The organism is Actinomadura sp. KC06 (assembly GCF_004348735.1).
GTDB lineage: Bacteria > Actinomycetota > Actinomycetes > Streptosporangiales > Streptosporangiaceae > Spirillospora.
In genome coordinates this window covers 34,302-49,288 of sequence record NZ_SMKT01000035.1, presented here as the reverse complement: position 1 = coordinate 49,288, position 14,987 = coordinate 34,302, and the positions used below count along the sequence as shown (strand labels likewise).

13 protein-coding genes are annotated in these 14,987 nt (G+C 72.9%); 7 read left to right on the top strand and 6 right to left on the bottom strand.

The features are described 5' to 3' along the window. Positions 1-36: 36 nt before the first annotated feature. Positions 37-2,067: a substrate-binding domain-containing protein gene (locus tag E1287_RS14040; RefSeq protein ID WP_131965358.1), complete on the top strand. Its 2,031-nt coding sequence runs from the start codon at positions 37-39 to the stop codon at positions 2,065-2,067. Between the two features lie 103 nt (positions 2,068-2,170). Next, a complete protein-coding gene (locus tag E1287_RS14035) occupies positions 2,171-3,322 on the top strand; it encodes an acyl-CoA dehydrogenase family protein (protein ID WP_131965357.1) in 1,152 nt (383 codons plus the stop codon). A 10-nt stretch (positions 3,323-3,332) separates the two neighbouring features. Here E1287_RS14035 and E1287_RS14030 read toward each other — a convergent pair whose 3' ends face one another. Both E1287_RS14030 and icmF read right to left on the bottom strand, forming a co-directional pair. Next, the gene (locus tag E1287_RS14030; protein ID WP_131965356.1) at positions 3,333-4,100 is read right to left on the bottom strand and encodes a helical backbone metal receptor; all 768 of its coding nucleotides are present in this window, start codon (positions 4,098-4,100) and stop codon (positions 3,333-3,335) included. Positions 4,101-4,150: 50 nt separating this feature from the next. Then, the gene (gene icmF / locus E1287_RS14025) at positions 4,151-7,369 is read right to left on the bottom strand and encodes a fused isobutyryl-CoA mutase/GTPase IcmF (RefSeq protein ID WP_131965355.1); all 3,219 of its coding nucleotides are present in this window, start codon (positions 7,367-7,369) and stop codon (positions 4,151-4,153) included. Positions 7,370-7,422: 53 nt separating this feature from the next. On the opposite strand from icmF, the gene E1287_RS14020 reads away from it, so the two are divergent. From E1287_RS14020 to E1287_RS14010, 3 genes are all read left to right on the top strand, one after another. Then, positions 7,423-7,953 carry a MarR family transcriptional regulator gene (locus tag E1287_RS14020; RefSeq protein WP_243718993.1) on the top strand — a complete coding sequence of 177 codons (531 nt, stop codon included), beginning with the start codon at positions 7,423-7,425 and terminating at the stop codon, positions 7,951-7,953. A 144-nt stretch (positions 7,954-8,097) separates the two neighbouring features. Beyond that, the gene (locus E1287_RS14015) at positions 8,098-8,898 is read left to right on the top strand and encodes a tryptophan 2,3-dioxygenase family protein (protein WP_131965354.1); all 801 of its coding nucleotides are present in this window, start codon (positions 8,098-8,100) and stop codon (positions 8,896-8,898) included. Continuing rightward, entirely contained in the window at positions 8,888-10,204 is a 1,317-nt protein-coding gene (locus tag E1287_RS14010; protein ID WP_131965353.1) for an NAD(P)/FAD-dependent oxidoreductase, read from the top strand. Before E1287_RS14015 ends, E1287_RS14010 begins: the two co-directional genes overlap by 11 nt. A 1-nt stretch (position 10,205) precedes the next feature. On the opposite strand, the gene E1287_RS14005 is transcribed toward E1287_RS14010, so the two are convergent. Next, positions 10,206-11,651, bottom strand: a complete 1,446-nt coding sequence (locus E1287_RS14005; protein ID WP_243718991.1) for a DHA2 family efflux MFS transporter permease subunit — start codon at positions 11,649-11,651, stop codon at positions 10,206-10,208. A gap of 99 nt (positions 11,652-11,750) precedes the next feature. Between E1287_RS14005 and E1287_RS14000 the strand changes: the two genes are divergently transcribed. Further along, on the top strand, positions 11,751-11,996 hold the full coding sequence (locus E1287_RS14000) for a hypothetical protein (protein WP_131965352.1): 246 nt from the start codon (positions 11,751-11,753) through the stop codon (positions 11,994-11,996). Here the strand turns inward: E1287_RS14000 and E1287_RS13995 are convergent. From E1287_RS13995 to moaA, 3 genes are read right to left on the bottom strand one after another with little or no spacing between them, the layout of a single operon-like run. Then, complete coding sequence (locus E1287_RS13995; protein WP_165968994.1) at positions 11,993-12,310, bottom strand: DUF6457 domain-containing protein; 318 nt, start codon at positions 12,308-12,310, stop codon at positions 11,993-11,995. The genes E1287_RS14000 and E1287_RS13995 overlap by 4 nt on opposite strands. Positions 12,311-12,359: 49 nt before the next feature. Then, positions 12,360-12,914 carry a molybdenum cofactor guanylyltransferase gene (locus E1287_RS13990; RefSeq protein WP_131965351.1) on the bottom strand — a complete coding sequence of 185 codons (555 nt, stop codon included), beginning with the start codon at positions 12,912-12,914 and terminating at the stop codon, positions 12,360-12,362. Between the two features lie 6 nt (positions 12,915-12,920). Further along, entirely contained in the window at positions 12,921-13,910 is a 990-nt protein-coding gene (gene moaA / locus E1287_RS13985) for a GTP 3',8-cyclase MoaA (protein ID WP_243718989.1), read from the bottom strand. Positions 13,911-14,077: 167 nt separating this feature from the next. Here moaA and E1287_RS13980 point away from each other — a divergent pair, with 167 nt between their 5' ends. Next, positions 14,078-14,827 carry an alpha/beta hydrolase gene (locus E1287_RS13980; RefSeq protein WP_243718999.1) on the top strand — a complete coding sequence of 250 codons (750 nt, stop codon included), beginning with the start codon at positions 14,078-14,080 and terminating at the stop codon, positions 14,825-14,827. The last annotated feature ends 160 nt before the right edge of the window (positions 14,828-14,987 follow it).

Genomic DNA, 14,987 nt, shown 5'->3' with positions numbered 1-14,987 from the left:
GAGACAGATCATCAATGTGTCTCATGGAGATCGGCGATGAACGGACGCGACGACGTGCCCGAGTGGGCACCCCGAAACCCGTCGGGGACGGGCGGGACCAACAGCCCCTACACCTTCCTGGGCGCCTCCTACCTGGGCGGTGTCCCGTCCGGCATGCCAGCGGGCAGTGCGGGCGCGGCGGCGGGCGACACGTCCGGTGCCGCCGCCGGGGGCCCCGGCCGGACGGGCAGGCGGCCGGGGCCGGCGCACGCGGCCGCCAAGTCGCCGTGGTGGCGCCGGGGCTCGTTCCGTCCGCCGAGGCGGGTCGGCGGCGAGCTGCTGGGGCCGCTCGCGGGCGCGGCCGGGCTCGTGCTGCTGGCGGGCCTCGGCGTGTACGCGCTCGCGTCCCGCGCCGGCGAGTGCTCGGGCGACGGCGCGCTCACCGTCGAGGTGGCCGCGGCCCCGGACGTCGCGCCCGCGGTGATCCGGGCCGCGGGACGGTTCAACGACGCCCGCCACGAGGTCGGGGGCCGGTGCGCCCGCGCCCTGGTGCGTCCGACCGACCCGGCAGCCGTCGCGACCCTGCTGTCCGGCAGGGGCAGCGCGGGGGTCACCGAGCGGCCGGACGTCTGGATCCCCGACTCGTCCCTCTGGACGAAGCTCGTCGAGGGCTCCGGCCGGGACGGGACCGCGACAGGACAAACAACCACGGGGCCGTCCGTCCGGCTCGGCGGGATGGCGTCGACCCCGATCGTCCTGGCGATGCCGCGCGGGCTCGCGGCGCAGCTGCGGAACCTCGGGGCGCCGGCGCGGCCCACCTGGCGGGAGCTGCTCGCGGCGGCCGGGACGGCCGGGAACTCCGATCGGGGGCCCGGCGTCGGCGGAGGCGGCGGCGTGATCCCGCCGCGGTTGCTGCGGCTCCAGGTCCCCGACCCCGACCGCGACGCCACCGGGATGGGCGCGCTGCTCCTGGCCAGCGCGCTGCTGTCGGGCGACGCCGAGGGCCGGGCGCTGTTCACCGGCGTGGTGCGGACGTTCCGCGAGGGGATCGTGGCGTCGGTCAAGGCGGAGTTCGACGCGTTCCGGAAGGCGGGAGGCGACGACCGCTATCCCGTCGCGCTCGCGCCGGAGCAGGCGGTGTTCGCCTACAACGCGCGGCGTCCGTCCGAGCCCGCGGCCGCGGTGTATCCGGCCGAGGGGACCGTGTTCCTCGACCATCCCGTGACCGTCCTGTCCAAGGACCCGGCGGTGGCGAGCGCGGGCCGGCTGCTGTGGGAGGCGCTCTCGTCCGGGGCGACGCGCGACGACGTCCGGAGCCTCGGGTTCCGGACGCCCGACGGCGCCGCGCCCGCCGCGTTCTCCGAGCGGACCGGCCTGAACCCGGGCGCGCCGAAGGCGCTGCCGCCCGCGCCGGGGGCGGAGGTGCGGCGCACCATGCAGCAGTGGGCGCAGCTGTCGCTGAGCATCCGGATGCTGAGCGTCATCGACGTCTCGGGCTCCATGGACGAGCGGGTCGCGCCGGGCGTGACGCGGCTGCAGTCGACGGTGCGCACCGCGCAGGGCGGGCTGTCGCTGCTGCCGGACGACAGCGAGCTCGGCCAATGGGTGTTCTCCACGAAGCTGGGCGGCGGCCGCGACTGGCGGGAGCTGGTCAGCGTCGGCCCCCTGGGCGAGCGGCTCGGCTCCGCCACCCGACGCCAGCTCGTGCTCAGCGCGTTCGCGCAGATCAGGGTCAAGAGGGGCGGCGGGACGGGCCTGTACGACACGGTCATGGCCGCGTTCGACCACATGAAGCGGACCTACAAGCCCGAGTACGTGAACTCCGTCCTGCTGTGGACGGACGGCAGGAACCAAGACCCGGAGGGCCCTTCGCTCGCCGAGGCCCTGGACCACATACGCCGCGAGTACGACCCGGAGCGTCCCGTCCTGATCAACATGTTCGGGTACGGACCGGACGTCGACGTCCAGGAGCTGAGGCGGATCGCGCGGCTGACGAACGGCGACGCCTACGTGGCCGAGACGCCCGGGCAGGTGCAGGACCTCTTCCTCAAGGCGCTGTCCAGGCGCGTCTGCGAACCGGGCTGCTGACCGCCGAATCCGTCGCGGTCCCACCCGCGCCGCGATTGATTCTAGAATGGGGTTCGAGTTAGGTTGTGCGTTCCGCCAGGCCAGGGAGCGAAAGGGGACCCGCGTGCGCCGCACCCTGTTCAACGAGGACCACGAGGCGTTCCGGGAGACGATCCGGGCGTTCATCGAGGCCGAGGTCGCGCCGGTCTACGGCGAGTGGGAGGACGCGGGCCACCCGCCGCGCGACTTCTACCGCAAGCTCGGCGAACTCGGCGTGCTCGGCATCCAGGTCCCCGAGGAGTACGGCGGCGCGGGCGAGACCAGCTTCAAGTACCAGGCGGTGGTCTCCGAGGAGTGCGCCCGCGCCGGGGTTGGCTTCGGCGGCTACGGGGTGCACGTCAACCTCGTCCTGCCCTACCTGCTGAAGTACGGCTCGGACGAGCAGAAGAAGCGGTGGCTGCCGCCGTTCGCGTCCGGCGAGATGATGACGGCCATCGCGATGACCGAGCCCGGCACCGGCTCCGACCTCGCCGGGATGCGGACGACCGCGCGCCGCGACGGCGACCACTACGTCCTGAACGGCGCCAAGACGTTCATCACCGGCGGCGTCCTCGCCGACCGGGTGCTCGTCGTCGCCCGCACCTCCCCCGCCGCGCCGGAGAACCGCCGCGCGGGCCTGTCGATCCTGGCCGTGGACACCAGGAGCGAGGGCTACGCCGTCGGCCGCAAGCTGGAGAAGATCGGGCTGCGCAGCTCCGACACCGCCGAGCTGTCGTTCACCGACGTCCGCGTGCCGGTGGACGACCTCCTCGGCGAGGAGGGCCGCGGGTTCGAGTACCTGACGCACAACCTGGCCGAGGAGCGGCTCGGCATCGCCACCAGTTCCTACGCGTCGGCCGCGGCGGCCGTGGAGTTCGCCCGAAGGTACGTGCAGGACCGGACAGTCTTCGGCAAGACCGTCTCGTCGTTCCAGAACACCAAGTTCGTCCTCGCCGAGTGCGCCACCGAGGTGGAGGCCGCCCGGTCGCTGGTGGACCGCTGCATCGAGGCCCTCGACGCGGGAGAGCTAACGCCCGCCGACGCCGCCGTCGCCAAACTCTTCTGCACCGAGGTGCAGGGCCGCGTGGTCGACAAGTGCCTGCAATTGCACGGCGGCTACGGCTACATCCTGGAGTACCCGATCGCACGGCTGTACGCGGACGCCCGCGTCACCCGCATCTACGGCGGTACCAGCGAGGTCCTCAAGACCATCATCGCCAAGGACCTCCAGGTCTGACTGGTCTGACTCAGTAGGTCCGGGGGGCGGCCAGCTCGCGGGCCAGCGCGGCCGGGGCCTCGACCAGGGACGGGCCGTACCAGGTGAGGTGCCTGCCGTTGACGAGCGCCACGTCGATGGCGGGGAAAGACTCGGGGCCGTCGTCCTCGGTGAACCGGTAGGGCTCGTCCGGCAGGACGACCAGGTCGGCGCCGGACGCGTTCAGCTCGCCGAGCGGGATCTTCGGATACCGGTCGGGGTGGCGGGCGTAGACGTTGGACACGCCCAGGCGGGACAGGACGTCGCCGGTGAAGGTGTCGCGTCCGACGACCATCCACGGCCGCCGCCAGATCGGGACGACGGCGGTGCGCGGCTTGCCGGGCGTGGCTTCGGACCAGGCGCGGGACGCCTCGTCCAGCCAGCCCGGCGCGGGGACGCGGCACGCCCCGGCGAGCATCCGGCGCAGCGACGCCAGCGCCTCGTCCACGGTGCGGATCTCCGTCATCCAGACCGGGATCCCGGCGGCGCGCAGCGCGTCGACGTCGGCCGGGCGGTTCTCCTCGGTGTTGCCGAGGACGACGTCCGGCCGCAGCTCCGCGATCCTCTCCAGGTCGGGGTTCTTGGTGCCCCGGACGCGCGGCACGTCCAGGTCAGCGGGGTGGGTGCACCAGTCGGTGGCGCCCACCAGCAGCCCAGGAGCGGTGACCGCGACCGTCTCCGTCAGCGACGGGACGATCGACACCACCCGCCGCACCCGGTCCGGAACGGGAACCGGGGTGCCGGTGTCGTCCACCGTCATACGTTTCCCTCGTGGGGGGCCGACCCCCCACACCACCCGGTTCGCTCCGCTCATACGTTGCGGCGGTACTGGCCGCCTACCTCGAAGAACGCGTCGGTGATCTGCTGGAGGCTGCAGACCCGGGCCGCGTCCATCAGGACCGCGAACACGTTCTCGCCGGCCTGTGCCGCGTCCTTGAGCGCGTCGAGGGCCGCCCGCGCCTCGTCGCGGTGCGCGTCCTGGTAGGCGCGGACGCGGTCGAGCTGGGACCGCTTCTCCTCCTCGGTGGCGCGGGCCAGCTCGATCGTGTCGGGCGTCCCGTCGCCGGAGCCGGGGCTGCGGAACGTGTTGACGCCGACGATCGGCAGGGAGCCGTCGTGCTTGCGCTGCTCGTACAGCATCGACTCGTCCTGGATGCGGCCGCGCTGGTAACCGGTCTCCATCGCGCCGAGGACGCCGCCGCGCTCGCTGATGCGGTCGAACTCCGCCAGCACCGCCTCCTCGACCAGGTCGGTCAGCTCGTCGATGATGAACGACCCCTGCAGCGGGTTCTCGTTCATCGCCAGGCCCCACTCCCGGTTGATGATGAGCTGGATCGCCAGGGCGCGCCGCACCGATTCGGCCGTCGGGGTCGTGACGGCCTCGTCGTAGGCGTTGGTGTGGAGGCTGTTGCAGTTGTCGTAGATGGCGATGAGCGCCTGCAGCGTCGTGCGGATGTCGTTGAAGTCCATCTCCTGCGCGTGCAGGGAGCGCCCGGACGTCTGCACGTGGTACTTCAGTTTCTGGCTGCGTTCGTTGGCGCCGTACCGGTCGCGCATGGCGACGGCCCAGATGCGGCGGGCCACGCGTCCGAGGACGCTGTACTCGGGGTCCATGCCGTTGGAGAAGAAGAACGACAGGTTGGGCGCGAAGTCGTTCACGTCCATCCCGCGCGCCAGGTACGACTCGACGTAGGTGAACCCGTTGGCGAGGGTGAACGCGAGCTGGCTGATGGGGTTAGCGCCGGCTTCGGCGATGTGGTAGCCGGAGATGGACACCGAGTAGAAGTTGCGGACCTTGTTGGCGATGAACCATTCCTGGATGTCGCCCATCATCCGCAGGGAGAACTCGGTGGAGAAGATACAGGTGTTCTGCCCCTGGTCCTCCTTGAGGATGTCGGCCTGGACGGTGCCGCGCACGGTGGACAGCACGCGCGCGCGGATCACGGCGGCCTCCTCCTCGGACGGCGCGCGCCCGTGCTCCTCGTGGAAGGCGTCGAGGCCCTGGTCGATGGCGGTGTTGAGGAAGAACGCCAGGATCGTCGGCGCGGGGCCGTTGATGGTCATCGACACCGACGTCGTCGGCGACGACAGGTCGAACCCGTCGTAGAGGGCCTTCATGTCGTCCAGCGTCGCGATCGACACGCCGGACGTGCCGACCTTGCCGTACACGTCGGGACGCTCGTCCGGGTCGCGCCCGTACAGCGTGACCGAGTCGAACGCGGTGGACAGGCGCGTCGCGGGCTGCCCTTCCGAGAGCAGCTTGAAGCGGCGGTTGGTGCGGAACGGGTCGCCCTCGCCCGCGAACATGCGCGCCGGGTCCTCGTTGTCGCGCTTGAAGGGGAACACACCGGCGGTGTATGGGAACCGTCCGGGGAGGTTCTCGTTCCGCAGGAACCGCAGCAGCTCGCCGTGGTCGGTGTAGCGGGGCAGCGCGACGCGCGGGATGCGGCTGCCCGACAGCGACTCGCGCGTCAGCTTGGTGCGCAGCTCCTTGTCGCGGATCCGCACGACCTGCTCGTCGCCCGAATACGACTCGACCACCGCGGGCCAGCCCTCGATCAGGTCGGCGTTCTCCGGCGCCACGTCCCGGCGCGCCCCGGCCAGCAGCTCTTCGACCTCGGACGCGTCGGTCAGCTCGGCGCGGACCTCGTCCAGCCGCTGGACGCGGCGCACCGCCTCGATCTGCTTCACCGTGTCGGCGTGGTAGCCGCGCACGGTCTCGGAGATGTCCGACAGGTACCGCACCCGGCCCGGCGGGATGACGGTCGCCGCGCCGGTCGACACCTTCGTCGTGATCTCCGGCAGGACGCCGTCCGCCAGTTCCAGGCCGTGCTCGCCGAGCAGGCCGCCCAGGTGCTGGTACAGCGCGGTGACGCCGTCGTCGTTGAACGTGGCGGCGCTGGTGCCGAACACGGGCATGTCCTCGGGCCGCTGCCCGAACGCCTCCCGGTTGCGGACGAGCTGCCGCGACACGTCCCGCAGCGCGTCGGCCGCGCCGCGCCGCTCGAACTTGTTGATCGCGACGACGTCCGCGAAGTCGAGCATGTCGATCTTCTCCAGCTGCGTCGCGGCGCCGAACTCGGGCGTCATCACGTACAGCGACACGTCGACCAGCGGAACGATCGCGGCGTCGCCCTGCCCGATGCCGGGCGTCTCCAGGATGACGAGGTCGTATCCGGCGGCCTTGCAGGCGCCGACGATGTCCTCGATGTTGTCGGGCAGCTCCCGCGCGCCGCGGGTCGCCAGCGAGCGGAAGAAGACGTGGTCGCCGTCCAGGGCGTTCATCCGGATGCGGTCGCCGAGCAGCGCGCCGCCGCCGCGCCGCCGCGTCGGGTCGACGGCCAGGACCGCGACGCGCAGCTTGTCCTGCTGGTCGACGCGGAGACGCCGCACCAGCTCGTCGGTGAGGGACGACTTCCCGGAGCCGCCCGTCCCGGTGATCCCCAGCACGGGGACGGGCCGCTTGCCCGCCGCCTCGGCGAGCAGCGCCCGGTCGTCGCCGGGCAGCTTCCCGGCCTGCAGGCAGGTGATGGCCCGCGCCAGCGCGTGCCGCTCCCCCGCCACCACGGCCTCGGCCGGGGCGGGCTCGGCGGCGAGGTCGACGTCGCAGTCGCGCACCAGCTCGTTGATCATCCCCGGCAGGCCGAGCCGCTGGCCGTCCTCCGGCGAGAAGATCCGCACCCCGGCCCCGGACAACCGCGCGATCTCCTCGTGGACGATCACGCCGCCGCCCCCGCCGAACACCTTCACGTGCTCGGCGCCGGCCTCCTTCAGGCTGCGCGACAGGAACTCGAAGTACTCGACGTGGCCGCCCTGGTACGAGCTGATCGCGACACCCTGCGCGTCCTCCTCCAGGACGGCGTCGACGACCTCGCGGACCGAGCGGTCGTGCCCGAGGTGCACCACCTCGGCGCCCTGCGACTGCAGGATGCGCCGCATGATGTTGATCGCCGCGTCATGGCCGTCGAACAGGGCCGCCGCCGTCACGAACCGGACCGGGTGCTCGGGCTTGTGCAGGTCCCCCGTCACCGCTCTCACCTCAACCCTTGGACATCCAATATTTGGAAGTTAAAATAGTTTCCATGCGCGAGCCAGTCAAGACCACGTACGGTGGCCCGATGCCCGATATGAGCGACCCGATTGCGGAGGCCCACCGCCAATGGAGCCTCCGGTGGCCCGAGCACGCCGACCACATGGCGGCCGTCACATCGGTCATGCGGGCCCAGCAGCTCCTGCTGAGCCGTATCGAGGCCGTCCTCAAACCGTACGCGCTGACGTTCGCCGCCTACGAGGCGCTGCGGCTGCTCGCCTTCACGCGCACGGGCACGCTCCCCATGGGCAAGATGGGCACCCGGCTCATGGTCCACCCCGCCTCGGTCACCAACGTGATCGGACGCCTTGAGCAGCGCGGCCTCGTCGGCCGCGGCCCCTCCCCCGACGACCGCCGCGTCGTCCTCGCCACGATCACGCCCGCCGGACGCGAGCTCGCCGAGGAGGCGACGCTGGCGCTCAACGAGTCCGGCTTCGGCATCGCCGGGCTCCCCGCCGCGCAGGCCGCCGGGATCACGGCCGCGCTCCACCCCGTCCGCCTCGCCGCCGGCGACCTCGACTGACCGTCCTCCAGCCCCCACCCACCGCCATCCAACGGACGAGCTCCGCTCGGCGAACCAGCCGTCCCCGACTGACGGGGCGTCCGCCGTCCGAAGGGGCGTCCCATATGCTGCGGTTCTGTATCCGGTGTGCCGCGAGGAGGCCTGATGACGGATTCGCCGACGATGACGTACGGCGGCTATCTCCGGCTCGATGATCTCCTGTCCTGCCAGGAGCCCAGGACGACCGCCCACGACGAGCTGCTGTTCGTGATCATCCATCAGGTGTACGAGCTGTGGTTCAAGCAGATCCTGCACGAGTCGGCGCTGCTGCAGCGCCGGCTGGAGGAGGGCAACAGCGCCGGCTCGCTGCACACGGCGCGCCGCATCGCCAAGATCCTCAAGACGGTGGTCGGGCAGCTGGACGTCCTGGAGACGATGACGCCCCGCCAGTTCGCGGCGTTCCGCGGCGAGCTCGGCACGTCCAGCGGGTTCCAGAGCGAGCAGTTCCGCGAGATCGAGGCCGTGCTCGGGCGGCGCGCGTTCCCGGCCTCGGACCTGCGCGACGACGAGCGGCTCCAGGCGGCGGTGGCGCGGCCGTCGATGTTCGACTCGCTGCTGCGCTACCTGGACGGGCTCGGGTTCCCCGTCCCGCGCGCGGCGCTCGACCGCGACACGTCCCGCCCGTGGGAGCCGGACGCCGGGGTGCAGAAGGCGCTGGTCGCCGCGTACGCGGACGAGTCCGGGCCCGGCATGGAGGTCTGCGAGGCGCTCGTCGACGTGGACGAGGGCATCCAGGAGTGGCGGTACCGGCACCTGAAGATGGTCGAGCGGACGATCGGCGCGAAGGTCGGGACCGGCGGGTCGGCCGGGGCCGACTACCTGCGCAAGACGCTGTTCGCGCCCGCGTTCCCGGATCTGTGGGAGGTCAGGTCCCAGACGGAGGAGGTCCCCGTCCATGGGGCGTGAGGAGGGCGGAGGCGAGCGGGTCGCGATCGTCGGCGCGGGGCTGGCGGGCTGCCTGCTGGCGGTGCTGCTCGGCCGCCGGGGCATCCCGGTGACGGTGTACGAGCGGCGTCCCGACCCGCGGGTCGCGGGCGCCGAACGCGGGCGTTCGATCAACCTGGCGATCTCGGCGCGCGGCCTGGCGGCGCTGGAGCAGGTCGGGCTGCGCGACCAGTTGCTCAAGCAGGCGCTGCCCATGCACGGCCGGATGGTGCATCCGCTGGCGGGCGGCCAGAACTTCCAGCCTTACAGCGCGGACGGCGAGCGCGCGATCAACTCCGTCAGCCGGGCCGAGCTGAACCGGTCGCTGCTGGACACGGCCGAGGCCACGCCCGGCGTCACGCTGCGGTTCTCCCAGCGCGTCACCGGCGTGGACGCCGGCGCCGGGACGATCCTCCTGGACGAGGCCGACGCCGAGCCCGCCGACGTCGTCCTCGCCGGGGACGGCGCCTACAGCGCGGTCCGCAGATCCCTGGCGCTGGACGGCGACGACGCCGACTTCCTGGAGCACGGCTACAAGGAGCTGACCGTCCCGCCGAAGGACGGCGAGTTCGCGCTCGACCCCGACGCGCTGCACATCTGGCCGCGCGGCACCACGATGATGATCGCGCTGCCGAACCTCGACCGGTCGTTCACCTGCACGCTGTTCTGGCCCAAGGACGACTTCGCCGCGCTCGACACGCCGGAGAGGGTCGCCGCCTACTTCGAGCGCCACTATCCGGACGTCGCGGGCCTCATGCCCGACCTGGCCGACGACTACGCGCACAACCCGGTCGGGTCGCTGGTGACCGTCCGGTGCTGGCCGTGGACGCGGTACGGGGACGGCGCGCTCGTGGCGCTGCTCGGCGACGCGGCGCACGCGATCGTCCCGTTCTTCGGGCAGGGCGCCAACTGCGCGTTCGAGGACTGCATCGAGATCGACCGGTGCCTGACCGAGGCGGGCGGCGACTGGGCCCGCGCGCTGTCGCTCTACCAGGAGCGGCGCAAGGCCAACACCGACGCGATCGCGGAGATGGCCCTCGACAACTTCATCGAGATGCGCGACCGCGTGTCGTCGCCGGTCTACCGGGCGAAGCGGGCGGCGACGCACGCGCTGGAGCGGCGGCTGGCGGGACGCTACGTGTCCCGGTACGAGCTGGTGTCGTTCTCGACGATGCCGTACGCGGAGATCCCGGCGCGGATCAGGCGGCAGAACCGCGTCCTCGCGGCGTCCGTGCTCGGCGGCGCGGCCGTCCTCGCCCTGGCCGCCCGCGCCCTCCGCCGCCGGTAGCTCAGCCGCGGCGGCGGGCCGCCTCACGGACGGCGCGGCGGCCCGCGACGAGGTCGGCGACGGCCGCGGCCAGCGCCGCCAGGACGAACACCAGGATGACGATCAGCCCGTGCCGGAACGCCGCCGCCCAGTCCCCGCCCGTCCCGGCGACGGTGGCGAAGAACACCGACCCGACCGCGGCGATGCCCGTCGCGGTGCCGACCCGCTGGCCCGTCTGCAGGACGCCCGCCGCGCTGCCGCCCTCGGTGTAGTGCACCTCCGACAGGGTGATCGTCTGGTTCGGGGCGATGACCAGGCCGCTGCCGAGGCCCGCGATGAGCAGCGGCGCCGCCGTCCACCAGGCCACGCCGGACCCCGGATGCACCTCGACCGCCACCCACGCCGCGCCGAGACCCACCAGGACCACGCCGAGCCCGGCGGCGACGAGCGGGCGCCCGTACCGAGCCACGACCTGGCCGCCCGCGGCGGACGCGATGCCGGACCCGACCGCGAACGGGGTGATCGCGAGCCCCGCGCCGAGCGCGCTGTAGCCGAGACCGTTCTGCAGGTAGAGCGTGAAGATGAAGAAGATCGCGGTGAACCCGGCGAAGTACAGGAGGGCGATCGCGGAGCCGAGCGCGTACGAGCGGAGCCGGAACAGGCCGAGGTCCACCATCGGCGTCCCCGCTCGGCGCTCCCACACGGTGAACAGCGCGATCAGGGCCGCGCCCGCGAGCACCAGCAGCCATTTCAGGTCGCTCTTCCACTGCTGCTCCTGGACGAGCGGCAGCAGCACGCACACGACGCCCGCGCCGAGCAGGAGGACGCCGAGCGGGTCCAGGCCCTGCCGTTCCCCGTAGACGGGCGCGGGCAGGAGCCGCCACGCCAGCACCAGCGCCACCACGCCGACCGGCACGTTCACGTAGAACACCCAGCGCCAGCCCTCCTCGGGCCCGGCGATCGCGATCAGCCCGCCGCCGAGCAGCGGCCCGACCGCCGTGGCGATGCCGATGACGGCGCCGAGCGCGCCGAACGCCCGGCCCCGCTCCGCGCCGTGGAACAGCTGCTGGATCAGCCCCGCGACCTGCGGGTTCAGGATCCCGCCCGCGACGCCCTGCACGAGCCGAGCCAGGACGAGGAACGAGATCGTCGGCGCGATCCCGGCCGCCGCGCTCGCCAGCGTGAACAGCGCGAGCCCGGACAGGAACACGGCGCGGCGGCTGCGGGCGTCGCCGAGCCGCCCGGCCGGGACGAGGACGAGCCCGAACGTCAGCGCGTACCCCGACAGGATCCACTGCAGCTCCGCGGCGGACGCGTGCAGGCCCTCCCGGATCGACGGGAGCGCCACGTTGACGATGCTGACGTCCAGCAGGGTCATGAACGCCGCGACCAGGCAGACCGAGAGCGCCTCCCAGCGGCGCCGCCGCTCCGCCGCCCGGCCTCCGGCGTCCGCAGGCTCCGTCCGCACGGCAGGGTCCTATCCGGGGATCACCGGGCGAAACGCGCGTCACCGGCCGGAACGCGGAGCGGGCGCGCCGTGCCCGGCGGGCTGTGCCAGAGTTGCCGGATGACCGACTCCGTTCAGGGAACCGGCCCCGAGGAACTGCAGTGCTCCGCCAAGGGCTGCCGCGCCGACGCCGTGTGGGCGCTGCGGTGGAACAACCCGAAGATCCACACTCCGGACCGGCGGAAGATCTGGTTCGCGTGCGACGAGCACCGCGAGAGCCTGTCGGCGTTCCTCGGCCGCCGCGACTTCCTGAAGGACGTCGTCCCCGTCGCCGAGCGGGACGCGCCCGCGCGGAACGAGGACTAGGCGTCGTCGAGGACGGTCCCGCCCATCTGCTCCGGGACCTCGGGCGCGGGCCCGGGGACGTCGGCGGCGGGCTCCGCGGCGGCGGCCGACTGCCAGCCCTCGGCCATCTCGGTCAGCCGGGCGGCGGCGTCCCGCGCGGGGACGCCGCGCCCGACCGCGAGGCCGAGCAGGTACGCCGTGACCGGCGCGCCGGGCCGCGCGACGCCGTGCGCGACGTCGCGGGCGAGGTCCAGCACCAGGCCCTGGTCGATGTCGCCGCGTTCCAGGCCCAGCTCCTGGCAGGCCGCGTTGATCCAGTCCTCCAGCACCGGCATGGGTCCCCCTTCTCGCGTCGTCCAGCCGAACCTGCCCACTCTCACACGATCAAAGCAGGTGCTCGGCGGCGGCCAGATCCTCCGGGGTGTCGCAGTCGTACCAGGCCGGACGCGAACCAGGCGGCGGCGCGACCAGGGCCGGGTCGAGCGGGCCGAGGAGCCCGCGCAGCGACGCGCCCGTGTAAGCGTTGAGGGCGTCCCGCAGCGTCGCGGACCGCCAGCAGCCGGCGAGCCACTGCTCGCGGCCCTCGTCGTCCAGGAGGACGGCTCCGGCCCGCTCCGCCGCGGCGTCCAGGAGCCCGGTCACGTGGACGGGGCGCAGGAACGGCAGATCGGCCGCCAGCAGCACCAGCCACTGCGACCGCACCTCCGCCAGCCCGGCCCTCAGCGCCGGGACCGGCCCCGCGCCCGGCGGATCCTCCCGCACAAAGACGGCCTCCGGCAGGACGTCCCGCCGCGGCCCCACCACGATCAGCCGGGACGCGCCGGACGCGGCGTCCGCCGCCCATTCGAGCAGCGTCCGCCCGCCGAGCGGCGCTGCGGGCTTGTCGGCACCGAACCGCCGGGCCCGCCCGCCCGCCAGCAGCACCGCGTCGAAAGGCACAGGGGCTCAGCCGCCGATCGCCGACATGGGCCGGGCGGGCTGCAGGAAGGACGGGTCGTCGATGCCGTGCCCCGCGCGCTTGGCCCGCACCGCCTTGCGCCACCGCTCGGCCAGCTCGGCGTCGTCCGCTCCGGCGCGCAAGGCGTCCCGCAGGTTGGACTCCTCGGTGGCGAACAGGCAGTTGCGGACCTGCCCGTCGGCGGTGAGCCGCACCCGGTCGCACGCGCCGCAGAACGGCCGGGACACCGAGCCGATCACGCCGACGGTGTAGGGGCCGCCGTCCACGGTGAACGACTCGGCGGGGGCGCTGCCGCGGTCGTGCTCCTCGTCCGGGGCGATCGCGAACGCCGCGGCCAGCCGCTCCAGGATCTCGTCGGCGGTGATCATGTCGTGGCGGGTCCAGCCGTGCTGGGCGTCCAGCGGCATCTGCTCGATGAACCGGAGCCGGTACCCGTGGTCGAGGCAGTACCGCAGCAGCGGGACGGCCTCGTGGTCGTTGATCCCCCGCATCAGCACCGCGTTGATCTTGACGGGTTCCAGCCCCGCGGCCTGCGCCGCCGCAAGGCCGGTCAGGACGTCGTCCAGACGGTCGCGGTGCGCGAGCCGCTTGAACGTTTCCGGATCGAGGGTGTCGAGGGACACGTTCACCCTGTCGAGCCCCGCCTCGGCCAGCGGCCCCGCGAGCCGGTCGAGCCCGATGCCGTTCGTCGTCAGCGAGATCTGCGGACGCGGCGACAGCTCCGCCGTCCGCCGCACGATGTCGGGCAGGCCGCGGCGCAGAAGCGGCTCGCCGCCGGTGTAGCGGACCTCGGTGACGCCGAGGTCCCGGACGGCCAGCCCGACCAGCCGCAGGACCTCGTCGTCGGTGAGCAGCTCCGGCTTGGGCAGCCAGTCCAGGCCCTCCGGGGGCATGCAGTACGAGCACCGGAGATTACAGCGGTCGGTGAGGGAGACCCGCAGGTCCGTCGCGGTTCGGCCGAATGTGTCGACCAGCACGGGCGCCCCTTCCTGCTGATTACGGTCGATCCTCTCCACCCTATTGCGGTGGTTGACGATCCGTCCCTCACGAGAGACGGTAACCATCCGTCCGGCATCTGGGAGGCTGCGTGACCACGGTACGGAAGTGGGAGTTCGCGGGGACGCGGGGCGCCGTCACGGCCAGGATCTGGACGGACGGCGACCCCTGGTACATCGCCGTCCTCGTGCACGGATACGGCGAGCACCTCGGCCGCTACGACCACGTCGCGGACGTCCTCGCCCGGCACGGCGCCGTCGTCTGCGGCCCCGACCACATGGGCCACGGCCGCTCGGCCGGCGACCGCGTCCTGATCGAGGACTACGACGACGTGGTCGCCGACCTGCACACGGTCGTGGAGTCGGCGCGCGGCGACCGTCCCGGCCTGCCCGTCGTCATGATCGGGCACTCGATGGGCGGGCTGATCGCGACCCGGTACGCCCAGCTGCACCGCGGCGTCCTCGCCGCGCTGGTGCTGTCGGGGCCCGTCCTCGGCCGCTGGCACGTCGTGGACGAGCTGCTCCCCCTCGACGAGATGCCCGACGAGCCCATCGACACGTCCGTCCTGTCCCGCGACCCGGCCGTCGGGAAGGCGTACGCCGAGGACACGCTCGTCTGGCACGGCCCGTTCAGGAAGGCCACGGTCACGGCGCTCGACACGGCGCTCAGGCGCGTCAACGAGCACGGCTCCCTCGGCGACCTGCCGACCTTCTACATGCACGGCGCCGCGGACGAGCTCGTCCGCCCGCGCGACACGCGGACCGGGATCGACGCCGTCCGCGGCACCGACTTCACCGAGCGCCTCTACCCCGGCGCCCGCCACGAGGTCTTCAACGAGACCAACCGCGAGGAGGTCCTCGCCGACGTCACCGCCTTCATCGACGGCGTCCTGACCTGACCGCCCCCGCCGCCGGCCCGGAGCAGGGCGACCGGGACTGCCACGTGCCCCGGTCGCCCTCGTTCGATCAGGAGTGCGGCGGTCCGGTGAAAGCGAAGTAGCCACTGAAGCCGCTGCCCGGCAACTGGCTGGGTGTTGCCGTACAGCGCGCTGCCGCGGC